19 protein-coding genes are annotated in these 25,298 nt (G+C 43.0%); 4 read left to right on the forward strand and 15 right to left on the reverse strand.

Annotated elements, in window-relative coordinates; translation table 11 throughout:
* Nucleotides 1-4 precede the first annotated feature (4 nt).
* The 7 genes from rffG to trxA all read right to left on the reverse strand — a co-directional run bounded on the left by rffG (nt 5) and on the right by trxA (nt 8,732).
* A complete protein-coding gene (gene rffG / locus G3341_RS18345; RefSeq protein ID WP_154624223.1) occupies nt 5-1,072 on the reverse strand; it encodes a dTDP-glucose 4,6-dehydratase in 1,068 nt (355 codons plus the stop codon).
* Nucleotides 1,069-2,331: a UDP-N-acetyl-D-mannosamine dehydrogenase gene (wecC, locus tag G3341_RS18350; RefSeq protein WP_154624222.1), complete on the reverse strand. Its 1,263-nt coding sequence runs from the start codon at nt 2,329-2,331 to the stop codon at nt 1,069-1,071. The genes rffG and wecC overlap by 4 nt, the downstream gene beginning before the upstream one ends.
* On the reverse strand, nt 2,328-3,458 hold the full coding sequence (gene wecB, locus G3341_RS18355) for a non-hydrolyzing UDP-N-acetylglucosamine 2-epimerase (protein WP_163863284.1): 1,131 nt from the start codon (nt 3,456-3,458) through the stop codon (nt 2,328-2,330). The genes wecC and wecB overlap by 4 nt, the downstream gene beginning before the upstream one ends.
* A 98-nt stretch (nt 3,459-3,556) precedes the next feature.
* On the reverse strand, nt 3,557-4,615 hold the full coding sequence (gene wzzE, locus G3341_RS18360; protein WP_163863285.1) for an ECA polysaccharide chain length modulation protein: 1,059 nt from the start codon (nt 4,613-4,615) through the stop codon (nt 3,557-3,559).
* 31 nt (nt 4,616-4,646) lie between these two features.
* A complete protein-coding gene (wecA, locus tag G3341_RS18365) occupies nt 4,647-5,735 on the reverse strand; it encodes a UDP-N-acetylglucosamine--undecaprenyl-phosphate N-acetylglucosaminephosphotransferase (RefSeq protein WP_163863287.1) in 1,089 nt (362 codons plus the stop codon).
* 730 nt (nt 5,736-6,465) lie between these two features.
* Nucleotides 6,466-7,725 carry a transcription termination factor Rho gene (gene rho / locus G3341_RS18370; protein WP_004915469.1) on the reverse strand — a complete coding sequence of 420 codons (1,260 nt, stop codon included), beginning with the start codon at nt 7,723-7,725 and terminating at the stop codon, nt 6,466-6,468.
* A 680-nt stretch (nt 7,726-8,405) separates the two neighbouring features.
* Nucleotides 8,406-8,732, reverse strand: coding sequence for a thioredoxin TrxA (gene trxA, locus G3341_RS18375; RefSeq protein ID WP_096617951.1), 327 nt, complete (start codon nt 8,730-8,732; stop codon nt 8,406-8,408).
* Nucleotides 8,733-8,849: 117 nt separating this feature from the next.
* Between trxA and rhlB the strand changes: the two genes are divergently transcribed.
* Both rhlB and gppA read left to right on the forward strand, forming a co-directional pair.
* A complete protein-coding gene (gene rhlB, locus G3341_RS18380) occupies nt 8,850-10,136 on the forward strand; it encodes an ATP-dependent RNA helicase RhlB (RefSeq protein WP_096617953.1) in 1,287 nt (428 codons plus the stop codon).
* 11 nt (nt 10,137-10,147) lie between these two features.
* Nucleotides 10,148-11,653 carry a guanosine-5'-triphosphate,3'-diphosphate diphosphatase gene (gene gppA, locus G3341_RS18385; RefSeq protein WP_154623515.1) on the forward strand — a complete coding sequence of 502 codons (1,506 nt, stop codon included), beginning with the start codon at nt 10,148-10,150 and terminating at the stop codon, nt 11,651-11,653.
* A gap of 49 nt (nt 11,654-11,702) precedes the next feature.
* On the opposite strand, the gene rep is transcribed toward gppA, so the two are convergent.
* Both rep and ilvC read right to left on the reverse strand, forming a co-directional pair.
* Complete coding sequence (gene rep / locus G3341_RS18390; protein WP_163863289.1) at nt 11,703-13,727, reverse strand: DNA helicase Rep; 2,025 nt, start codon at nt 13,725-13,727, stop codon at nt 11,703-11,705.
* Between the two features lie 375 nt (nt 13,728-14,102).
* A complete protein-coding gene (gene ilvC, locus G3341_RS18395; protein ID WP_154623517.1) occupies nt 14,103-15,578 on the reverse strand; it encodes a ketol-acid reductoisomerase in 1,476 nt (491 codons plus the stop codon).
* Between the two features lie 177 nt (nt 15,579-15,755).
* Between ilvC and ilvY the strand changes: the two genes are divergently transcribed.
* Nucleotides 15,756-16,652, forward strand: coding sequence for an HTH-type transcriptional activator IlvY (gene ilvY / locus G3341_RS18400; RefSeq protein ID WP_154623518.1), 897 nt, complete (start codon nt 15,756-15,758; stop codon nt 16,650-16,652).
* Here ilvY and ilvA read toward each other — a convergent pair.
* The 6 genes from ilvA to ilvL form a co-directional block, all read right to left on the reverse strand.
* On the reverse strand, nt 16,644-18,218 hold the full coding sequence (gene ilvA, locus G3341_RS18405; protein WP_163863291.1) for a threonine ammonia-lyase, biosynthetic: 1,575 nt from the start codon (nt 18,216-18,218) through the stop codon (nt 16,644-16,646). The two genes, ilvY and ilvA, sit on opposite strands and share 9 nt — an antisense overlap.
* A 2-nt stretch (nt 18,219-18,220) precedes the next feature.
* Nucleotides 18,221-20,071 (reverse strand): dihydroxy-acid dehydratase, encoded by a 1,851-nt coding sequence (gene ilvD, locus G3341_RS18410; protein WP_163863294.1) that lies wholly within the window; start codon nt 20,069-20,071, stop codon nt 18,221-18,223.
* Nucleotides 20,072-20,136: 65 nt separating this feature from the next.
* Nucleotides 20,137-21,063, reverse strand: coding sequence for a branched-chain amino acid transaminase (locus G3341_RS18415; protein WP_154623520.1), 927 nt, complete (start codon nt 21,061-21,063; stop codon nt 20,137-20,139).
* Nucleotides 21,064-21,075: 12 nt separating this feature from the next.
* Nucleotides 21,076-21,345, reverse strand: a complete 270-nt coding sequence (gene ilvM / locus G3341_RS18420; RefSeq protein WP_154623521.1) for an acetolactate synthase 2 small subunit — start codon at nt 21,343-21,345, stop codon at nt 21,076-21,078.
* A complete protein-coding gene (gene ilvG, locus G3341_RS18425; protein WP_163863296.1) occupies nt 21,342-22,988 on the reverse strand; it encodes an acetolactate synthase 2 catalytic subunit in 1,647 nt (548 codons plus the stop codon). Before ilvG ends, ilvM begins: the two co-directional genes overlap by 4 nt.
* Nucleotides 22,989-23,122: 134 nt before the next feature.
* Nucleotides 23,123-23,224: an ilv operon leader peptide gene (gene ilvL, locus G3341_RS18430; protein WP_071599630.1), complete on the reverse strand. Its 102-nt coding sequence runs from the start codon at nt 23,222-23,224 to the stop codon at nt 23,123-23,125.
* A 479-nt stretch (nt 23,225-23,703) separates the two neighbouring features.
* On the opposite strand from ilvL, the gene G3341_RS18435 reads away from it, so the two are divergent.
* Nucleotides 23,704-25,230 (forward strand): YifB family Mg chelatase-like AAA ATPase, encoded by a 1,527-nt coding sequence (locus G3341_RS18435; RefSeq protein WP_163863298.1) that lies wholly within the window; start codon nt 23,704-23,706, stop codon nt 25,228-25,230.
* Nucleotides 25,231-25,298 lie beyond the last annotated feature (68 nt).

Here is a 25,298-nt window from a genome sequence, read left to right on the forward strand (position 1 = left end):
CCCCTTAAGCGCCTAAACCAAGGCGTTCACCGGCATAAGAGCCATCTTGCACACGACGCCACCAAGTCTCATTATTGAGGTACCACAACACCGTTTTGCGGATCCCCGACTCAAAGGTTTCTTGTGGTGTCCACCCTAACTCACGCGCTATTTTGTCAGCATCAATGGCATAACGCATATCATGCCCAGGCCTATCCGTCACATAGGTAATTAAATCGCGATAATGTGCAACACCCTGCGGTTTTTGAGGATGAAGTTCTTCAAGCAATTCACAAATGGTGTTAACAACATCAATATTACGGCGCTCATTGTGCCCACCAATGTTATAAGTTGTCCCCGGCTGAGCCGTGGTTGCCACCAAATGTAATGCCCGCGCATGGTCTTCAACGAATAACCAATCACGGATCTGCTCGCCTTTACCATAAACAGGTAATGGCTTGCCGGCTAATGCATTGAGAATAATTAATGGAATCAATTTTTCTGGAAAATGATATGGCCCATAATTATTTGAACAATTCGTGATCATGGTCGGCAACCCATAAGTACGATGCCACGCGCGTACTAAGTGGTCGCTCGATGCTTTAGATGCTGAATAAGGACTACTTGGTGCATAAGGTGTTGTTTCAGTGAAGAAACCATCAGGACCTTCTAAATCACCATAGACTTCATCAGTAGAGATATGATGGAAGCGGAATTGCGCTTTCTTATTGCCATCCAGTCCCATCCAATAGTGGCGTGCGGCCTCAAGTAAGGTATAAGTGCCAACAATATTGGTCTCAATAAACGCCGCAGGGCCATCAATAGAACGGTCTACATGGCTTTCAGCAGCCAAATGCATCACCGCATCAGGTTGATATTCAGCAAACACGCGGTCTAGCGCTATGCGATCACAGATATTCACTTGTTCAAACGCATAGCGATCACTGTTAGAGACTTCACTGAGTGACTCTAAATTACCGGCATAGGTCAAACAATCGACAACAATTGCGCTATCGCGAGTGTTCTCAATAATATGTCGCACAACAGCAGAACCGATAAATCCCGCTCCACCCGTAATTAGAATACGTTTCAACGCCAAACTCCTTTTGTATCCACAACCCATTTCTGTGGAATAGCAGAACCTTGGATTCCTTTAAAGACCGTATGATCAACCAACATCAAAATGATATCGGCTTCATTCACCGCGGTCTCAATCGAAACTAATTCCGCAATCCCTTTAAGAGACGTTGGTAGCGCTTCAATATGCGGTTCAACCGCATAGGTTTTACCTGTATTCCAATTCGCGATCATTTTAGTGATATGCATGGCTGGGCTTTCACGTAAATCATCAATATTGGGTTTAAATGACAGACCAAAACAAGCAATAGTCACTTCACTGGCTTTTTTACCTGTCTCAGATAAGCAATCCGCTACAGCAGCTTTGACTTGGTCGACAACCCAGATAGGCTTGCCATCGTTCACTAAACGAGCCGTATGAATTAAGCGAGATTGTTTGGGGTTTTGCGCCACAATAAACCATGGATCGACAGCGATACAGTGCCCGCCGACACCAGGACCTGGTTGTAGAATGTTGACGCGTGGATGGCGGTTAGCCAAGCTAATCAATTCCCACACGTTAATATCTTGCTCGGCACAAATCAGTGATAATTCATTAGCAAATGCGATATTCACATCACGGAAACTGTTTTCAGTTAATTTGCACATTTCCGCTGTTCTGGCATTAGTAATAACACATTCACCTTCAAGGAAAATATTGTACAGCTCGCTAGCACGCAAGGATGACTTAGGTGTCATACCACCGACAACACGGTCATTTTTAATCAACTCAACCATCACCTGCCCAGGCAGAACACGTTCCGGACAATAAGCCATATCAATATCAGCGTCTTCACCCGCTTGGTGAGGGAACGTCAAATCTGGACGGACTTGAGCCATCCACTCCGCCATCTGTTCGGTTGTGCCAACAGGAGACGTTGACTCTAAAATAACCAAATCCCCTTTTTTCAACACAGGTGCGATCGACTCTGCGGCTGCTCTGACATAAGTCAGGTCAGGTTCATGCTCACCTTTAAACGGAGTTGGTACTGCGATCAAATAAGCATCGGCAGGTTGTGGCTTAGTAAATGCTTTCAAGTGACCTGCTTCAACCGCTGTTTTTACAACAAGGTCCAGTTCAGGTTCGACAATATGGATTTTACCGCGATTAATGGTATCAACCGCATGCTGGTTGACATCAACACCAATCACTTGCTTTTTACGTGATGCAAAAGCTGCCGCTGTTGGTAAACCAATATACCCAAGGCCAATAACAGAAATAGTTTCAAAACTCATAATTTCACCTGATTGCTTTTTAGTGCTTCAAGAATTCGCTGACAAGCATGACCATCACCATAAGGGTTATGAGCGCGGCTCATTGCATGATATTCCGCTTCATCTGTCAGTAACCTATTAACTTCTGCAACAATTTTTTGTGTGTCTGTTCCCACAAGACGTACTGTTCCCGCATCAACCGCTTCAGGACGTTCGGTCGTATCCCGCATCACTAAAACGGGCTTACCTAGCGATGGCGCTTCTTCTTGAATGCCACCGGAGTCTGTTAAGATTAGATAAGCATGATTCATTAAATAAACAAAGGGCAAATACTCTTGTGGAGTAATCAGAATAATATTATCAATGCCATGCAAAATACGTTTGACAGGCTCGCTAACATTTGGATTTAAATGCACAGGGTAAACCACCTGAACGTCCGGATGACTTTGAGCTATTTCAGCTAATGCATGACAAATACGCTCGAAGCCTCCACCAAAGCTTTCGCGGCGGTGCCCCGTCACTAAAATCATTTTTTTATTTGGATCAATAAAGGGATAATTTGCCGCCAATTTTTCGGCCATGTGCTGGTCGCTCATCACTTTATCGCGTACCCACAATAAAGCATCGATCACGCTATTCCCTGTCACAAAAATATGCTTATCTGGGATAGACTCTTTCAATAGATTTTGACGCGAGTTTTCTGTGGGAGCGAAATGATACATGGCGAGATGACCCGCAATTTTTCGATTGGCTTCTTCCGGCCATGGCGAATATAGGTTCCCCGTACGTAATCCTGCTTCCACATGCCCAACAGGAATACGATGGTAGAAGGCAGCGAGGCTGGTTGCCATCGTCGTTGCAGTATCACCATGGACTAAAACAACATCCGGTTGGAAATCGGCAAATACCGTTTTCAATCCTTCCAAAATACGACACGTAATATCTGTTAAATCTTGCCCTGGCTTCATAATATTGAGATCATAATCAGGCGTGATCTCAAATAGCTTCAGTACCTGATCGAGCATTTCTCGGTGCTGGGCCGTCACACAGACTTTGGCTTCAAAAGCCGCATCATTAGCAAGTGCATGAACCAACGGAGCCATTTTGATGGCTTCAGGTCGAGTGCCGAATACAGTCAATACTTTCACAGTGACTCTCTTATTTTTATCTAATGCAGTTAGCTGCTTGATCTCATTATTGATAACTTTATATAGTGGCAGACATTAAGCCTGCCACTTATGTAAAATTAGGACGGGCGACGGCGTGCAAGTACCACACCAGCACCAACCAACGCACCTATAGCGCCCCAGAGAACCATCATAAAGGCTCTACGTGGGCTATCGCGTTTGACGGGATCTTCAGGTGTTCTTAAATAACGGTAAGCCTGAAAACGGTCTTGAAGGGTCGGTCCAACACTCAATGTTGATAGCATTGCCATGTTTTGATCGTAATCTGTGTCATGATCTGGCCCCGTAGCTTTTAGCGTCTCAATTTGAGCTTCCAGCAATGGCACCCCTAACATGAACATTTTAGAATCAGGGATTTCATCAACAGGCGTTGTACTTTGATTACGTGAAATGCCTTGTTTTTGAGCGACTTTCAATGCCTGTTCAAGTACATTTAAGCGTCTTTCATAAGCAGATTGAGCCACCATATCCTCACGTTTTACCAACGCTTTCATGGATTGCATTTTGGTTGCCCAAGTTCCTTTGATTTCATCATTCAGGTTAGCCGTTGCTCGCTGGTTGGCAAACTGAATGTACTGACGTAATAGCTGATTCGCATCGGTAGAGGTTTCAGCAATCAATTTAATATTGTCAGTGAGATTTTTCAGATTATCTGCTGGCGTAAATTCAATATTGTTAATCAGCTCATCTAATAATGCCGCATCTGCTTTCGGGTCATTTTCTAACCGCTGCTTGTAATAATCAGTGGTTAACCAAAATTGACGACGAGTATCATAAGAGCCCACCTGTTTGATGAACTCTTGATAAGCCTCATTCGCTATCGTTGGCAATTGCCCTTCTTGCCCCGTCGTATTAATACGAGAATCAAGATTACGCAAAAATTGTTGCTGCGAATAATAGCTGCCTAAATTATTAACAGTTGGCAGGTCGGTGATCGCGGTTGCACTCCATTTTTGCTGCATAAAATAAGATGCGCCTAATGCAACAGCGGCAAAAATTACCGCAAATGCCACGATCAAAATTTTACCTTGCCACAAAGAGCGACATAAACCACGGATATCCAATTCCGGTTCTATCGGCGGCTGATACTGATTAGGTTGTGTTTCTGAGTTTTTCACTGCACAGAACCTCTATTATTTCCGTTTGTCGTTACCGTACTGCACCACCTCTCCGCATACGACGTCTGATGCGCTTAATAAAACGAGCCACTTTCCATGCTCGTTTGATGCAGTAACCATACATAAAGAATACAAGCAAAAACAATGCCAACATGACCCATTCTGGGATAAATGTTAAGCGTTCACCAATAATTCCTATGCATGCCAAAAATGCAGCCGCTAGGGTAATTAGTACAAAAGCACCTTTAGGCGTAAAACCTGAACGCATGATTAAATGGTGAATATGTTGACGGTCCGGTGAAAATGGACTCATTCCCTTACGAATACGTCGATACATTATTGCAACCATGTCCATCAACGGGATTGCAATGATCCAAAGCGCTGTAACAGGATTCAGTGGATGTACTGTTTCCTGAGTTGATTCAACTAGGATCCAAATAATCGTAAAGCCAATAAGTGTACTTCCAGCATCCCCCATAAAGACCTTAAAGCGTCGGCCTAACAAACCTAAATTTAAAAAGATATAAGGAAGGATAGCGGCAATGAAGGCAAAACACCAAAATGCTAACGCATAGTTACCACTTTGATAAAGTAAAAAGCCTAATGCGCCAAAAGAAACACACGATAACCCACCTAACAGGCCATCAATACCATCAACCATGTTAAACGCATTAATAGCTGCCCAAACAGCAAATAGCGTCACGATATAACCAAACGGCCCGAGCACTAGCTCCCATGGACCAAAAGCATAACCTAATGATTCTAATTTTAGGTCGGCAACCGTCATCATCACGACAGCAACAATTGCCTGCACACCCGCTCTTAACTTCACACTGATATCAAACCGGTCATCCAAAGCGCCAATTAAAACAAGTAGGCCTGCACATATTAGGTATAACCATTTGTGAGGAATATATTCCTCCGTTATCACAAATGCGAAGCAGATGCCAAAAAATACCGTAATCCCTCCCACTAAAGGAACTAATCCTACATGTTTTTTTCGGAAGTTAGGTTTATCTACCAGCCCGATTTTCGTTGCAACAACTCGAGCGATAAAAATAAATACTAACGTGAACAAAAAAACATAAAAAAGACTGGCAATAAATTGTGCGGTGTCCACGAGTCAACTCTCTTATTCTTTATCTAATCAACCTAAAACTAAAACGTTTAAGCCCATGCAGATCCTATGACCGACAGCTAATGCATTATTCTCTCAAAAGAAATAACTGCTATAAGACGAGTCTTTAATCACGACTATTATAACTATATAAAAATTTACCCAGCTCAGTTATCAGTGTAGTTTTTTATACAGCTATGCCTTATCTGCCGATTTTATACTTAATAAAAGCAAGATGCATGCCATAACGAACTGTTATTTTCTATGATGCTAATTTTAAGTTGCTTTTTTGTTTAATAAATGAACCTTTTCTGACAAGTCAAAAAACGCCATTACCAAAATGACATAATCTTTAAATAAATGAAGACATTGAATGCATGTATTACTTCAAACCAATCAATCTTGGAATAAAACAATAATCAATTCTATGCAACGAATTGATTTTCCATTTTGTTACACCAAAAATCCAATATAAAAAATATTATTTTTTTAATAACCCTATTTTAATCACCATAAATGATATTTAATTATTATAAATTAGAATCATTCAATGATGATTTCGTTACTATAAATATAAACTTAACTTATATTTTTTATGAGTTACAAACGGATACGGATATTATGCAGGGCAAAATAAATGCAATATCCATTTGAAAATCAAAAAAAATAGCCATAAAAAAAGCGCTGTCATCGACAGCGCTTAATCCATTCAACCATGTTGAAAATTTAGCGATTATGCTCTTTTCATAAAGTCGAAAAATTCTTCGTTAGTTTTCGTCATCGCTAACTTACTGATGAGGAATTCCATCGCATCGATTTCGCCCATAGGGTGAATGATCTTACGGAGGATCCACATTTTTTGTAATTCATCTTGTGAAGTCAGTAACTCTTCTTTACGTGTACCTGAGCGATTATAATCAATCGCAGGGAAAACACGTTTTTCCGCAATTTTACGAGACAGGTGTAATTCCATGTTACCTGTACCTTTAAACTCTTCGTAAATGACTTCATCCATTTTCGAGCCTGTGTCGACCAGTGCTGTAGCAATAATCGTTAAGCTACCACCTTCTTCCACATTACGAGCTGCACCGAAGAAACGCTTAGGACGATGTAATGCGTTTGCATCGACACCACCTGTTAATACCTTACCCGATGAAGGAACAACGGTATTATAAGCGCGAGCCAAACGAGTAATGGAGTCGAGAAGAATAATCACATCTTTCTTATGCTCAACTAAACGTTTTGCTTTCTCGATAACCATTTCAGCAACTTGCACGTGACGTGCTGCTGGCTCATCAAACGTAGACGCAATCACTTCACCTTTCACTAAGCGCTGCATCTCGGTCACTTCTTCTGGACGCTCATCAATCAGCAGAACCATCAATACGCAATCTGGGTAATTATGTGCAATGTTAGCGGCAATATTTTGCAGTAACATTGTCTTACCTGCTTTTGGTGGAGCAACAATCAAACCACGCTGACCACGACCAATCGGAGCCGCTAAATCCAGAACACGTGCCGTTAAATCTTCTGTTGAACCGTTACCACGTTCCATACGAAGACGATTATTAGCATGTAATGGGGTTAAGTTTTCAAAAAGAATTTTGCTGCGGGCGTTTTCAGGTTTATCAAAGTTAACTTCATTAACTTTTAACAGGGCAAAATAACGTTCACCTTCTTTAGGAGGACGGATTTTTCCTGAAATTGTATCACCTGTACGAAGGTTAAAGCGGCGAATTTGGCTGGGGGAAACATAGATATCATCGGGACCTGCGAGGTAAGAGCTGTCTGCTGAACGGAGGAAACCAAATCCATCCTGCAATATCTCCAACACGCCATCGCCAAAGATATCTTCCCCGCTTTTAGCATGCTGCTTTAAAATCGAGAAGATAATATCTTGCTTTCTCATACGGGCTAAGTTTTCTAGCCCCATGTTTTCGCCTAACGTAATCAATTCTGATACTGGCGTATTTTTTAATTCGGTAAGATTCATAATGGTGGGTTCTTTAACTCGGGGTAATTCTCGAACTATGAACGTAAATTGAAGACAACTATATATAAGATATATAACTGCCAGCTTAACTTTATAACGCCCTGTTGATAGTTACAAACAGAAACCATTAACAATGCGTAAAAATTCTTGCGCTTATTCTTGCTAAGACTGCACTAACATATCGCGGCGATTCATCTGAATGATGTGCGGCTTATTATTAGAAACACAGACAATATTAGCAATAGTTTTTTGTACATTTAAGACAACATATATCTCAATATGGCAAATTGTCAGCTTTCAACGCACGAAAAAACAAAAGCGCCACTTTGCAATCTCCACTAACCTAAATAACCCTTAACAGTTGCTGTTTATCACTATCATAAATTGATATTGTAAATATACCACGAAAGAAATAATTGAACGTTGTAAGCGCAACAACTCAATTTTCAATTGATAATTTCAGAAATCAACACATTATCAGCCCTAGATCACATGATATGAACCACAACTGAACTGACAAACCAGATATTTTTGATAAGAGCAACGGATTACAAGGTAATTCATTCGGGTGCGATATGGAGATTGAGGATAACTTACCATGCTTCAATCAGGACGTCTAGCGGTCCCCTCTATAAAATAGATGTACCGCTAAACGTTTTATCTAAACTAACAACGATAACTTACAGATTTTCGTCTAAAAATTCTTTCAACTGAGCTTTAGATAATGCACCCACTTTTGTTGCCGCTACACTACCATTTTTAAATAGTAAAAGTGTTGGGATACCACGAATACCATATTTTGGTGCTGTAGCAGGGTTATCATCAATATTCAGTTTTGCGATAGTCAGTTTGCCTGTATATTCTTCAGCAACTTCATCAAGAATTGGCGCGATCATTTTACAAGGACCACACCATGCTGCCCAAAAATCGACAAGAACAGGTGAACCAGCTTTCAGTACTGCGGTCTCAAAACTTGCATCAGTGATATGAATAATTTTGTTGCTCATGTTGTACTCCAATGGATCATTTTTGCAGTCTTAGTGTAACATTAATTGGCAGCAGTATGCTTTATTTCAAAAGATACACTTTCGTAAACCAACCGTTAACTGATATTCTACCACACTATGAGTAAAGCACACTTGACAGAAAAGAAGTTTTCCGACTTCGCCTTGCACCCAAAAGTCATTGAAGCCCTGAATAAAAAAGGCTTCAATTTTTGCACGCCTATACAGGCTTCTACCTTGCCTTTCACTGTCGAAGGCAAAGATGTTGCGGGGCAAGCGCAAACTGGAACCGGAAAAACGTTAGCATTTTTAACGTCTACATTTCATTATTTACTAACTCACCCTGCCATTGAGGGGAAACAAGCCAATCAGCCTCGCGCTCTTATCATGGCACCAACGCGTGAATTGGCGGTACAAATCTACTCGGATGCCAAAGAACTTGCCGAGTATACTGGCTTAAAAATGGGGCTTGCTTATGGTGGCGATGGTTATGATGAGCAATTAAAAGTGCTACAACGTGGTGTTGATATCCTAATCGGCACGACTGGGCGTTTAATTGACTACGCTAAACAAGGGCATGTTGACTTAGGTGCAGTACAAGTTGTTGTCCTTGATGAAGCGGATCGCATGTATGACCTTGGCTTTATTAAAGATATTCGCTGGCTATTTCGCCGTATGCCATCCGTCGCTGAAAGATTGAATCTCCTCTTTTCAGCAACGCTTTCTTATCGCGTAAGAGAACTGGCATTTGAACAAATGAGTAACCCTGAATATATTGAAGTCGAGCCATTACAAAAAACAGGTCACCGTATTAAAGAAGAACTGTTTTATCCTTCAAATGAAGAAAAAATGCGCTTATTACAGACGCTACTAGAGGAAGAGTGGCCAGAGCGTTGCATTATTTTTGCTAACACCAAACATCGTTGTGATGAAATTTGGGCACACCTTGCTGCTGACGGACATCGCGTTGGTCTCTTAACAGGGGATGTCGCTCAAAAGAAACGTCTGCGCATTTTAGAAGAGTTTACACAAGGCAACCTTGATATTTTAGTGGCGACCGATGTTGCAGCCCGTGGCTTACACATTCCTTCAGTGACCCATGTTTTTAACTATGATTTACCTGACGATTGTGAAGACTATGTACACCGTATTGGTCGTACCGGCCGAGCCGGTGAAAGTGGTCATTCAATCAGTCTCGCTTGTGAAGAATATGCGTTGAATCTACCGGCTATTGAAGACTATATTCAACATTCGATCCCAGTGAGCAAATATAACAGCGAAGCGTTATTAACCGACCTTCCGACTCCGAAACGTCGCCATCGTCCGCGTCCAGGAGGGCCTCGTCGCAATTCAAATTCGCCACGTCGCCATAATGGCCCACGTAATAACCATAAACGTTCAGGCTGAGTGATAACGATATGCTGAAATCCTCTTCTCTCTATGCAGCGATTGATTTAGGTTCGAACAGTTTTCATATGCTGGTCGTTCGTGAAGTTGCGGGTAGTATTCAGATTATTTCAAGAGTAAAACGCAAAGTGCGTCTCGCAGCGGGTTTAGACAGTCAAAATAGGCTGTCAGAGCAAGCTATGGAGCGCGGTTGGCAATGTTTGCGACTTTTTTCTGAGCATTTACAGGATATTCCTAGCTCTCAAATACGTGTCGTCGCAACTGCAACATTGCGGTTGGCAAAAAATGCCGATATTTTTGTGCAAAAAGCCAGTGAAATTCTAGGTAATACCGTTAAGGTCATTCAGGGAGAAGAAGAAGCACGTTTGATTTACCAAGGTGTTGCCCATACAACCGGCGGCCCTGATCAACGGTTAGTGGTGGATATCGGTGGTGGTAGTACAGAGCTTGTGGCGGGAACAGGAGCCAAAGCCGAGCAATTATTCAGTCTTGAAATGGGCTGTGTCACTTGGCTTGAAAAATATTTTAGTGACCGCGCGCTGACGGAAGAAAATTTTGCGCAAGCAGAACGTGCCGCGCGCGCAGTTATTGCACCTGTTGCCGAGACGTTAACACGTCATGGTTGGAAAATTTGTGTTGGCGCATCGGGTACCGTTCAGGCCATCCAAGAAATCATGATTTCGCAAGGGATGGATGAGCTGATCACTCTCGATAAACTACAGCAGCTCAAATATAAAGCGATTCAATGCCATAAGCTTGAAGAGCTAGAAATTGAAGGTTTAACGTTTGAGCGAGCACTCGTATTCCCAAGCGGCCTATCAATCCTCATCGCTATTTTCGAAACCCTGTCGATTGATAATATGACCCTCGCCGGTGGTGCATTACGTGAAGGTCTGGTCTACGGCATGCTTGAATTACCGATAGAACAAGATGTTCGTGCGCGAACATTGCGGAATATTCAACGCCGTTTCCAAGTGGATATTGAGCAAGCCGCCCGTGTGAGTCAATTAGCTGAACATTTCTTTTTGCAAGTCGCCAAACACTGGGAGCTCGACCTACGCTGTCGTGAGTTATTATCCAGTGCGTGTGCCTTACATGAAATAGGCCTTAGTGTGGACTTTCGCAAAGGCCCTGAACATGCCAGCTACCTGATCACCAACCTAGATTTACCCGGTTTTACTCCGGCACAAAAACGCTTATTAGCAGCACTGTTACGTAATCAGCAAGGCCCTGTTGATCTTGCTACACTGAGTCAACAAAATGCGCTCCCCATGCAACAAGCCTACTATTTATGCCGCTTGCTGCGTTTGGCGATCATTTTTGCTAGCCGTCGACGTGATGACACATTGCCGGCATTGAGGCTTCAGGCTGAATCGGATACCCTCACGATTGTATTACCATATCGTTGGTTAGCGGAGCATCCATTACGATCAGAAAACTTGCAACAAGAAGTTCAATGGCAAGGTTATGTTAACTGGCCTTTGAAACTTGAAGAACGCAATAGTTCCAATAGTTAGTTTTTCCCCCTCACACTCGATAAGCACAAGCAGTGTGAGGGGCAATCTCCTACTTATCTTTTTTATTCAGTCCTAGACGGGCCTTAATATCGGCAAGTGCTGATTGCCCTTTTTGCATTCGCTCCTCCGCCGTAACGACTTTCCGCTGTTGCTCCCACTCTAAATCATCTTGTGGTAATTCTAATAAAAAGCGGCTTAACTCAGGTCGGATTAGCTCCCCATATTGGCGACGTTCACGACAATGACTAAAAAAGAGCTCTTTTTGTGCCCGAGTAATTCCAACATAAGCTAGACGGCGTTCCTCATCGATATTGTCTTCATCAATACTGCTTTGATGTGGTAACAGCCCTTCTTCCATACCGACTAGGAAAACATAAGGAAACTCAAGCCCTTTTGATGCATGTAAGGTCATTAACTGAACTTGGTCTGACTCTTCATCATCTTCACCTCGTTCCATCATGTCACGTAACGTGAAACGCGTTACAACCTGATCTAACGACATTGGGTCATTCAAGTCGTCGCCTTCTACCATTTCACTCATCCACGTAAACAATTGATTCACGTTTTTCATTCGCATTTCGGCAGCTTTAGTACTGGCGGAAGTTTCATACAACCAGCTTTCATAATCCATTTCACGCAGCAAATCACGTACCGCTATCAATGGCTCACGTTCAGCCAATTTCACAATCTTGTCCATCCAATGAGCGAATTGCTGAAGCGCGTTTAATCCTTTGCCTGTTAACGTTTGCTCTAAGCCCAAATCAAAACTGGCTTGATAGAGGCTCTTGCCCCGCTGATTAGCCCATTCACCAAGCTTTTGGATTGTTTTCGGACCAATTTCACGACGTGGCGTATTCACGATACGCAAGAAAGCACTATCATCTTCAGGATTAGTCAGTACCCGCAAATACGCTAATAAATCTTTTATTTCAGGACGAGAAAAAAAGGAGGTTCCCCCTGAAATGCGATATGGGATGCGATTTTGCATCAACATTTTTTCAAAAATACGAGATTGGTGGTTACCACGATATAAAATCGCATAATCTTTATATTGTGTTTTATTGATGAAGTGATGAGCAATCAATTCACCAATCACCCTTTCTGCCTCATGATCTTCATTGTTGGCGGTAATCACTTTGAGTGGCGCACCGTAGCCCAGTGTCGAGAACAATTGTTTTTCAAATACATGAGGGTTATTGGCAATCAAAATATTTGCCGCTTTGAGTATTCGCTCAGATGAACGGTAGTTTTGCTCCAACTTAATCACATTCAGTTTTGGAAAGTCTTGACTTAACAGCACCAAGTTTTGTGGTCTAGCACCACGCCAAGAGTAGATAGATTGATCATCATCCCCTACCACCGTAAAGCGCGCGCGCTGACCAACCAACAACTTAACCAATTGATATTGGCTAGTATTGGTATCTTGATATTCATCCACCAGCAAATAACGAATTTTTTGTTGCCAACGTTCGCGAACCTCTTCGTTATGTGACAAAAGTAACGTTGGCTTACTGATAAGGTCATCAAAATCCAATACGTTACAGCTTCTTAAATGTAATTCGTAGCGGCGATAGCATTCAGCGAAATGGTGCTCTTTTTCACTTCTGGCACGCGCCAATGCTTGATCAGGTGATAATAGATCATTTTTCCAATTTGAGATCGATGAGATCAATTGCTGTAAAAGATCTTTATCCTCTTCTAATAAATCAAAGGTTAGCTCTTTTAGTAATGCCATTTGGTCCTGATCATCAAACAGAGAAAAGTTCGCTTTAATACCTAATGCTTTATATTCTCGCTTGATGATCTCCAAGCCAAGAGTATGGAATGTCGAGATAATCAACCCACGCGCTTCTTTTTTACCCAAGGTTTGGGCGACACGCTCTTTCATCTCACGCGCCGCTTTATTGGTAAACGTTACCGCAGCGATTTGACGAGGCTGATAGCCACAATGGCGGATCAGATGCGCTATTTTATTGGTAATAACTCGGGTTTTTCCCGAACCGGCACCCGCCAGCACAAGGCATGGGCCATCCACAAATTCAACAGCCTGCTGTTGGCTTGGATTTAATCGCATGGTTTCTCTACATCACTTAGTTATTCAAAATGGAACTCTCTAGGGATTGTAGCAGAAACCTAGCCAACTCTTGAGCAACGATCCTTTATAAAAGCAAAAAACCACATCATTCATTAGACCGATGTGGTTCTGTTCTTTTTCTTTTATAACATCAATACATTTTTCTAAACTATTCGCGTTAGAGGAAGGCGGCAAAGGAGGTTATCCCAAGGAACATACATTAAATATGTGACTTGGGTAACCGAGTGAAGCAAACGCACCTATCACGCGAAGAGTGACGAAAAAGGAGGTTATCCCAAGGAGCATACATTCAGTATGTGACTTGGGTAACCTCCGTTCAGCCAACGCATCTATTGATGCGGAGAATGGTAAGGATTATTGCGCGCTAGAGATTTTCTTCATATCCGTCATATAGCCACGTAATGTCTTACCGATTTTCTCGATAGGATGGTTACGAATCGCTTCATTCACATCACGTAGTTGCGCGTTATCAGTGCCATTATCAGCAACAGGTTTAGCTAAATCACCGGCTTGCAGTTTACTCATAAAGTCTTTCAGCATTGGAACGGCTGCAAATGAGAACAGGTAGTTACCATATTCTGCGGTATCTGAAATAACCACGTTCATTTCATACAAACGCTTACGAGCAATCGTATTGGCAATCAGCGGCAATTCATGCAGTGATTCGTAATAAGCAGACTCTTCAAGAATACCCGCTTCTAACATCGTATCGAATGCTAACTCAACCCCTGCTTTAACCATTGCAACTAACAGAACGCCATGGTCGAAATACTCTTGCTCCGAAATCTTACCAGTATATTCTGGGTAATTTTCAAACGCCGTTTTACCTGTTTCTTCACGCCAAGCCAGTAGGTTTTTATCATCATTAGCCCAGTCAGCCATCATAGTTGCTGAGAATTCGCCTGAGATAATGTCATCCATATGTTTTTGGAATAAAGGCGCCATGATGGTTTTCAATTGTTCTGACAGAGCAAATGCACGCAGTTTAGCTGGGTTAGACAGGCGATCCATCATCAGCGTGATACCACCTTGTTTCAAGGCTTCGGTAATGGTTTCCCAACCAAACTGAATCAATTTGCCTGCATAGCCTGGCTCAACACCATCAGCAACCATTTTGTCGTAAGACAGCAAAGCACCAGCTTGCAACATACCGCACAGGATAGTTTGCTCGCCCATCAGGTCAGACTTAACTTCAGCAACAAATGAAGATTCTAATACCCCAGCGCGATGACCTCCCGTTGCAGCAGCCCAAGCTTTAGCAATTGCCATTCCTTCACCTTTCGGATCATTTTCAGGATGAACCGCAATCAGCGTTGGAACACCAAAGCCACGTTTGTATTCTTCACGTACTTCAGTACCAGGGCACTTCGGTGCTACCATCACAACAGTAATATCTTTACGAATTTCTTCGCCAACTTCGACAATGTTAAAACCGTGCGAATAACCTAAAGCCGCGCCTTGTTTCATCATTGGTTGAACAGCACGAACAACGGTTGAGTGCTGTTTGTCTGGCGTTAAGTTAATCACTAAGTCAGCTTCTGGGATCAACTCTTCATAAGTGCCCACTTTGAAACCATTTTCTGTCGCTTTGCGCCATGATGCACGCTTCTCAGCGATAGCTTCAGCGCGCAGTGCGTAAGCAATATCTAAGCCCGAGTCACGCATATTCAAGCCTTGGTTTAGGCCTTGAGCACCACAACCGACGATGACGATTTTTTTACCTTTTAAGTATCCTGCTTCATCAGCAAACTCTTCGCGCTTCATGAAACGACACTTGCCTAATTGTTCCAACTGCTGACGCAGATTCAAAGTATTAAAATAATTCGCCATTGTCTTACTCCATTGTTCTGTTGTGTTCGTTATGTCAGGCCCTTGGCCCGTCGCTTTTATTAAGCGGTTATGGTTTTACTATATGCGATGATTTGCATTGCTTAAATTGATATATTAACAATACAATGTTGCATATTTTGCAACGTCATATTTATTGAATCTGAGGCTAATACAAAAATGGATATTCGTGATTTAAAGCTATTTCTTCATTTAGCAGAAAGCTGCCATTTCGGTCGAACCTCTAAAGCAATGTATGTCAGCCCCTCAACCTTATCGAGACAAATTCAACGCTTAGAAGAACAGCTAGGGCATCCGCTATTTATTCGTGATAATCGTTCGGTAAAACTGACGCAAGCTGGAGAGCATTTAAAACAATTTGCTCAACAAACCTTATTGCAATATCAACAACTGCAACATGTTCTCAATCAACAAAGCCCCTCTCTCACGGGTGAGCTACGCCTTTTTTGTTCAGTAACAGCCGCCTACAGCCATTTACCACAGGTTTTAGATAAATTCCGAGCCCTTCACCCACTCGTTGAAATAAAACTCACCACAGGGGATGCTGCCGATGCCGTCGATAAAGTCGAAACCAAAGAAGCGGACTTAGGGATTGCCGGTAAACCGGAACGCCTTCCTGATAATGTAAAATTTACTAAAATTGGTGAAATTCCATTGGTTCTGATTGCTCCGGCATTGCCTTGTGCGGTACGCACCATGGCGACAGAACCACAACCTGATTGGTCTGCCATTCCTTTTATCCTGCCTGAACACGGCCCCTCAAGAAAACGTATCGAACTATGGTTCCGTCGCCACCACATCAATAACCCCGTGATCTATGCAACCGTCTCTGGGCATGAAGCAATCGTCTCAATGGTCGCGCTTGGTTGTGGTATCGCTTTGATTCCGAGCGTCGTGGTTGATAACAGCCCAGAACCGGTACGTAGTCGTATATTACAATTAGATAATATTTCGCTAGTGGAGCCTTTTGAACTAGGCGTTTGCTCACTTAGCAAACGCCTTAGCGAACCCTTAATCAAATCATTCTGGCAACTACTCCCAGAAAGCTTAATCTAATGTTTGAGGGAGACGTTGGGGCGCTAAAAAGAAACGGAAAGAGGGATTCCCCGTTTCATCATGATATTCATAGCCTAATGCATCAAGGTGCCTATCAAAGCGAACTTCTGGTCCAGATAACTCAAACGCGGCTAACACACGCCCGTAGTCAGTGCCATGACTCCGATAATGGAACAGTGTAATATTCCAATAGGTACCTAACGTCTCTAAGAATTTCAACAGTGCCCCGGGTGACTCAGGAAACTCGAAACTATAGAGGCGCTCTTCCAATGGTTTCGATGGGCGACCACCAATCATATAGCGGACATGTAATTTTGCCATTTCATCATCGGAAAGGTCAGCCACTTCATAGCCGTTCTGTTGTAGCTCCTGAATTATTTCAATTCGCTCACTTTCCCCGCCATTAAGTCTTACCCCGACAAAAATACACGCGCGGTCAGGATCTGCATCGGTATAACGATAGTTGAACTCCGTGATAGACCGATGACCTAGCAACTGACAAAAACGTAAAAAGCTGCCTTTTTGTTCAGGGATCGTAACGGCAAGTAGTGCTTCCCGCTGTTCACCAATTTCACAGCGCTCAGACACATAACGTAGCCCATGAAAGTTCATATTGGCGCCAGACAAAATATGCGCTAAACGTTCGCCTTTAATATTATGCTGTTGCACATATTTTTTCAGGCCCGCCAGCGCCAATGCACCGGATGGTTCGGCAATAGCACGTACGTCTTCAAAAATATCTTTCAAGGCTGCACAGATCGCATCGCTATCTACCGTGATCACATCATCGACATATTGTTGGCAGAGACGAAATGTTTCATCCCCAATACGTTTTACTGCCACACCTTCTGCAAATAAACCAACTCGAGGTAAGTCAACCGGATGGCCAGCCTCTAGCGCTGCTTTTAAACAGGCGGCATCTTCTGCTTCAACGCCGATGATTTTAATTTCTGGCATTAATTGTTTGATTAAAACCGCCACACCCGCGATTAGGCCACCACCACCAACAGGTATAAAAATTCGGTCAAGATGCACATCTTGTTGCAGTAGCTCTAATGCAATCGTTGCTTGACCTGCAATGACCGCGGGATGATCGAAAGGAGGAACAAAGGTATAGCCCTCTTGAGTTGCCATCTCAATGGCTTTTGCTTTCGCCTCATCAAAATTAGCGCCATGCAAAATGGCCTCGCCCCCAAAGTTACGTACTGCATCAACTTTGATATCCGCTGTCGCAACAGGCATCACAATTTTTGCTTTCACACCAACACGGCTCGCCGATAAGGCTACCCCTTGAGCATGGTTTCCCGCAGAAGCGGTCACGACACCTTTCGCTTTTTGCTCGTCGGTCAACCCTGCAATCATGGCGTAAGCACCGCGCAACTTAAAACTATGCACAGGCTGCCTATCTTCACGTTTAACGAGGATCGTATTTCCCATACGAGCCGAGACTTTGCTCATTTCTTGCAATGGCGTAACTTGAGCGACTTCATAAACCGGCGCACTCAGCGCCGCTTTTAGATAATCAGCACTCGTTGGGGCTGATGGTAATGGTTTTGCAGCTGCCACCGTTAGCCTCCCAACTTAGACTTATCGCGTACAGCGCCCTTATCTGCACTGGTTGCAAGAGATGCATAGGCACGTAAAGCAAAAGAGACTTCACGCTGACGATCACGTGGTGTATAAGCTTTATCACCTCGCGCTAATTCCGCATCACGGCGTTTATTTAGCTCATCTTCACTCACATCCAAAGCAATGGTTCTCTTTGGGATATCAATATCAATGATGTCACCATCCTGTACTAAGGCTAACAAACCACCACTTGCTGCTTCCGGTGAAATATGACCGATCGATAACCCAGAACTTCCCCCAGAGAAACGACCGTCTGTAATCAGTGCACAGGCCTTACCTAATCCCATCGATTTAAGGTATGACGTCGGATAGAGCATCTCTTGCATGCCTGGACCGCCTTTCGGGCCTTCATAACGAATAACGACCACATCACCTTCAACAACCTTGCCACCAAGTATCGCTTCAACAGCATCATCTTGGCTCTCATACACTTTAGCGGGGCCTCGGAACGTTAAACTTCCTTCATCAACACCCGCAGTTTTTACAATGCAACCATCTTCGGCGATATTACCGGCTAATACCGCTAATCCGCCATCTAAGCTATAAGCATGTTCAATATTACGAATACACCCATTTTCACGGTCAGTATCCAAGGAAGGCCAACGGCAACTTTGCGAGAATGCTTGTGTTGTGCGAATACCCGCAGGCCCCGCTAAAAACATCGATTTAACTGACTCATCTTTCGTCAACATGACGTCGTATTGCTCAAGCGTCTGTTTAAAAGTCAGCCCCAGAATATTTTTCACATTTTCTTGTAATAAACCTGCTCGGCTCAACTCACCTAAAATACCAATCACACCACCAGCACGGTGAACGTCTTCCATATGGTATTTCTGGGTGCTCGGCGCGACTTTACATAAGTGCGGAACTTGGCGTGACAAACGATCAATATCCGCCATGGTAAAATCAACCTCTGCTTCTTGCGCGGCAGCAAGCAAGTGCAATACGGTATTTGTCGATCCTCCCATCGCAATATCCAGTGTCATCGCATTTTCAAACGCGGCTTTGTTGGCGATATTACGTGGTAATGCACTTTCATCATTCTGCTCATAATAGCGTTTTGTCAGTTCGACAATGCGTTTACCCGCATTAATGAAAAGGGTTTTACGGTCAGCATGAGTGGCTAATAAGGATCCATTTCCGGGTTGTGATAAGCCAAGCGCTTCTGTTAAACAGTTCATCGAGTTAGCGGTGAACATTCCCGAGCAAGATCCACACGTTGGGCAAGCCGAACGTTCAATTTGTTCACTATCCGCATCACTGACATTAGGGTTAGCACCTTGGATCATCGCATCGACCAAGTCCAACTTAATGATTTGATCTGAAAGCTTCGTTTTACCCGCTTCCATTGGGCCACCTGAAACAAATATCACCGGAATATTCAAACGTAATGACGCCATTAACATGCCCGGAGTGATTTTGTCACAGTTGGAGATACAAACCATGGCATCTGCACAGTGCGCATTCACCATATATTCAACAGAATCTGCAATTAACTCACGGGAAGGTAAGGAATAAAGCATCCCGCCATGCCCCATAGCGATACCATCATCAACGGCAATCGTATTAAACTCTTTCGCAACACCACCCGCAGCTTCAATTTGCTCAGCAACCAGCTTCCCTAGGTCGCGCAAATGAACGTGCCCTGGAACAAATTGAGTAAATGAGTTAACCACTGCAATAATTGGTTTTCCAAAATCAGCATCCGTCATACCGGTGGCACGCCATAATGCACGAGCGCCTGCCATATTACGGCCATGAGTGGTTGTTGCTGAACGGTACTTAGGCATATCTTTACTCCCGTGTTTTAAAACAGGCGGGGAACGACCGCCTGTAAGTCTGTTTATATTTGTTATTAAGGGTTTACTGGATCTAACCAACCCCATTTATCTTCCGTCGATCCATCAAACAAGCCAAAGAATGCTTGCTGGATCTTTTTCGTCACAGGGCCACAACGGCCAATGCCGACTTGGATACCGTCAACGCTACGTACTGGGGTAATTTCCGCCGCGGTTCCTGTCATAAAGACTTCATCAGCAAGATAAAGTGACTCACGTGATAATGTTTGCTCACGCACCTCAATCCCCATGTCTTTTGCTAGGGTTAAAATAGCGTCACGAGTGATCCCCGGTAGAGCAGAAGAAGTAAATGGAGGAGTAAATAAAATACCATCTTTCACTTCAAAGATGTTTTCGCCCGCACCTTCAGATAGATAACCATGAACGTCTAACGCGATACCTTCTTGGTAGCCATGACGGCGAGCCTCACTCCCTACTAACAGCGATGACAGATAGTTACCGCCAGCTTTTGCACCTGTTGGGATAGTATTTGGTGCCACACGATTCCAAGAAGAGACCATTGCATCAATACCTTGGTCTAATGCTTCTTCCCCTAAATACGCTCCCCATGGGAAAGCAGCCATGATGACATCTGTTTTATAACCGTCCGGTGGGTTCACTCCCATGCCAACATCACCGATAAAAACGAGTGGACGAATATATGCACTGACTAAGTTGTTTTTACGCAGAGTGGCACGGCAAGCTTCCATTAACTCATCTACGCTATAGCTGACAGGCATACGGTAGATTTTTGCGGAATCACGCAAACGTTGCATGTGTTCTCTATGGCGGAATACAACTGGCCCTTTGTGAGAGTCATAGCAACGGACGCCTTCAAATACCGATGTTCCATAATGCAGAGCATGAGACATAACGTGTACCTTAGCATCAGCCCATGGCGTCATTTCACCGTTAAACCAAATATAGTCAGCTTTCTTAGTCATTGTATTTATTCCTTACATTGCACTCTGAGTGCGTAATAGTCGTGATTCTTGTTCTCTTATTTCAACTTCTGAAACATCAGACAACTTAGTTAACTGTGCATATAGCTGGGTGAGTGGCCTCTGGCTATTCACAGTCATTTCAATATTTACATTATCACCATCTGGCATGTGATCCATAGTCATTGAACTGATTTGGAATCCACGATGGCGAGTCACCCGTAATATACGCTCTAAAACCTCAGGACGGAAACGGGCTTGTATTGCGAGTTGATGTTGCATCATAACGGTTTCTCCATCATTTTTTCATTACTCGCCCCTGGTGGAACCAGCGGCCAGACGTTTTCTAATTCATTTATTGAAACCTGCAAGATGTAAGCGCCTTCACTATTAAGTAATTCATCTAGCGCAGCATCGACTTCCGATTTTGCAGTGATACGGCGTCCAGGAATATCAAAAGCCTGCGCCAAAGCGACAAAATCAGGGTTATCCGTTAAAATAGTTTCACTATAACGTTGCTCAAAAAACAGCTCTTGCCACTGACGAACCATGCCTAAACGTTGGTTATCTAACAATAAAATTTTAACCGGTAACTGTTTACGCTTAATGGTTCCCAACTCTTGAACGTTCATCATGAACGAGCCATCTCCAGAAACACAGATCACGGTATCTTCAGGACGAGCAACCTGAGCACCGACCGCCGCAGGAATACCAAAGCCCATGGTTCCCAGACCACTTGAAGTTATAAAGTTTTCAGGGGCATCAAACTCTAAATGCTGAGCTGACCACATTTGGTGCTGCCCAACATCCGTTGTGACAACCGTATTAGGCCCCATACGATCGGAAAGTTGCTTTAACAGCAAAGGGGCATAAATAGCTTCGCCAGGATGGTCATAACGCCAACTGAATTCGTGTTTTAACTGCTGCACCTCTTCCTGCCATGACGAAATATTTTTTTCCATCGTCAATTCAGGTAATAGCTGTTTGGCATCACCTAACAAAGCCACATGCGTTTGACGCAATTTATCAAGCTCAACATGGTCAATATCGATATGTATGACTTTGGCATCCGGAGCGAATGTATTTAATTTGCCCGTCACACGATCATCAAAACGCGCACCAACCGCAATCAATAAATCGCAACGTTGTACCGCTAGGTTAGCGGCTTTCGTTCCATGCATACCTAACATGCCAAGATAATAAGGCTCCGTCGCCGCTACAGCCCCCAACCCTTTTAACGTCGCCACAGAAGGGATCCCTGTGCACGCAATAAAGTGTCTTAACTCGGCAACCGCTCCCGACATACCAACACCGCCACCAATGTATAACATCGGCTTTTGCGACTGTTGGAGTAACGCTCTTGCTTGCTGTACTTCATCAGTTTGGATAGGCAAATCCTGTTCAACAGGCATTAAAAATGGTGCTAGGTCGGCCTGCTGTAGTTGAATATCTTTCGGAATATCAATCAGTACAGGTCCTGGACGACCACTATTTGCGATTGCGAAAGCTTCAGCAACAATACGAGGCAGGTCTTCAAGAGATTCCACTAAAAAACTGTGCTTAGTACAGGCAAGCGATAACCCTAAAACATCAATTTCCTGAAAAGCATCCGTACCAATAAATTCAGAGCTCACCTGCCCTGTAATGGCAACAACAGGAACTGAATCTAACAACGCATCGGCTAATCCTGTAATTAAGTTTGTGGCACCCGGCCCAGATGTCGCAATACATACTCCCGTTTTCGAGGTTGATCGCGCATAACCAATCGCCGCAATCACAGCGCCTTGCTCATGGCGGCATAACAGATGCTCAACGCCGCCATCATACAATGCATCATACACTGGCATAATCGCACCACCAGGGTAACCAAACACGGTTTCAACCCCTTGAGTTCTTAATGCTTGAACTAACCATTGTGCCCCATTCATGCTTCTCTCCTGTCTTCCATTTGCTTTATCTATTTGTATTTATTTTGTTTTTTTAGGTTGAATGATGTTGGTAAACTTTTATGTCAAAAAAAACCCCGCGCCTTTCGGTGCGGGGTTCTCGTGAGATCTGGCTACTAATTTAGCCTTCGTCGTCCAAGTGCAGCCCCGCACGGTGGGATAATAATCACCACCACGCTGATAATAATTAGGCTAATCACTCGGAAAAATGCGTTCATCTGTTTTTTTCTTTCACTGTTATTCGTTATCTATATTAAAGAGTTATCATGTTAAAATTACTTTGACAACTTTTATTTTCTTTTTTTCCTATTAAAAAATAAATTTACTTTAAAAACATAGCACTACACAATATTCAGCATGATTATCTAGTATTTCGCTACATATATAGCAAATACATATTGTTCTGGTTGAATAATTAGTCTGATATTCCATTATCTAAACCTAACATTGAAGATATTAAATTTATTTCATATATCACTTTTCAATAACAATTATCTAAAGTAACACTTAATGATTATTTATAAATAAAACCCAATGCCATGATAAATAATAATTTTGTGAACATCTTCGCAAGAAAATGATGATTGCTAAATATTTTCTAATCTGCTTTCCAAACGGCTTCTCAACATTAAAACATGCGATTGCACAGCCTTTTTGTTAAACAGAATATTACTCTGTTTACTAAAAGGGAGAAAATATGGCACTAGCGATTGTCTACACCAGAGCCTCGATAGGAATGGATGCCCCACTTGTGACTGTTGAAGCCCATATTAGTAATGGACTTCCAGGCTTAACGCTTGTCGGTCTGCCAGAAACCGCTGTTAAAGAATCTAGAGATAGGGTACGAAGCGCTCTAATAAACAGCGGCTTTGAATATCCAACCAAAAAAATGACAATTAACTTGGCCCCTGCCGATCTCCCTAAAGAAGGGGGGCGTTATGATCTAGCGATAGCCATTGCTATCTTAGTTTCTTCAGGCCAAGTCCCCGCTAAGATACTTCATCAATATGAATTTCTCGGCGAACTTGCTTTATCTGGCCAAATTCGTCATGTTAATGGCGCTATTCCTGCCGCTTTGGCTGCATTAACAAAAAAAAGACAGCTCATTCTTGCAGCGGAAAATCCACAACAGCTGAACTTACTCCCTGATAACAGCGTTATGTTTGCAGGAACACTATTAGAACTTTGCCATTTTTTATATGAAAAGACCGCCTTACCACGTAATTTCCATCCAACTAACATCCCTGCATCACTCAATTGTAATGACAACATCAGCGATATCATTGGGCAAGAACAAGGAAAAAGAGCATTAGAAATCTGTGCCAGTGGTGGACATAATTTACTCTTATTAGGCCCTCCTGGTACTGGAAAAACAATGTTAGCAAGCAGACTCAAGACGCTTTTACCCACTCTAACGCCACAGGAAGCGTTAGAAGTCGCTTCAATACATAGTCTATGTCAATCCACTCACTTAAGTTATGATTGGCCTCCTCGGCCATTTAGAGCGCCTCATCATAGCGCCTCAATGGCAGCACTTATTGGCGGAGGAAGTTTACCGAAGCCGGGGGAGATATCCCTAGCGCATAATGGGATTTTGTTTCTAGATGAATTACCGGAATTTAGCCGCACTGTACTTGATGCATTACGTGAGCCGCTAGAATCAAGGCAAATCATTATTTCTCGTGCTAAAGCAAAAGTCTCTTTCCCTGCTAACTTTCAACTCATTGCTGCCTTAAATCCAAGCCCTACAGGTCAATATCAAGGAAACTTTTGCCGCAGCTCTCCAACTAAAATTTTACGCTATCTCTCACGTATTTCAGGCCCTTTTCTTGATCGATTTGATCTTTCAATAGAGATTCCATTACTACCTCTAGGCACGCTAAGCCACCCATCCTCTCACAGTGAAAATAGCGAACAAATACGCTCTAGGGTCCTACTTGCAAGAAACATTCAAATGAAAAGAATAGGGAAATTAAACAGCCAGTTAACCGAGAAAGAAACCACTGCACTCTGTCAACTCAATACCAAGGATGCCTTTTTTTTAGAGCAGGCTTTAAATAAGCTCGGATTATCTATCAGGGCTTGGCATAAGATCTTAAGGGTTGCTCGTACCATTGCTGATTTACAAAATACAGACAATATTGAAAAACCGCATCTTCTCGAAGCATTAGGTTACCGAGCGATGGATAAGTTATTGCTTCATTTGCAAAAACAAGTAAGCTGACTGGCTGGGAGAGAGTTAAAGACAGAAAAATAAAACAGAGAACCTAACAATTTTCAGTGGATAGGTAC

Source organism: Providencia vermicola (assembly GCF_010748935.1).
GTDB lineage: Bacteria > Pseudomonadota > Gammaproteobacteria > Enterobacterales > Enterobacteriaceae > Providencia > Providencia zhejiangensis.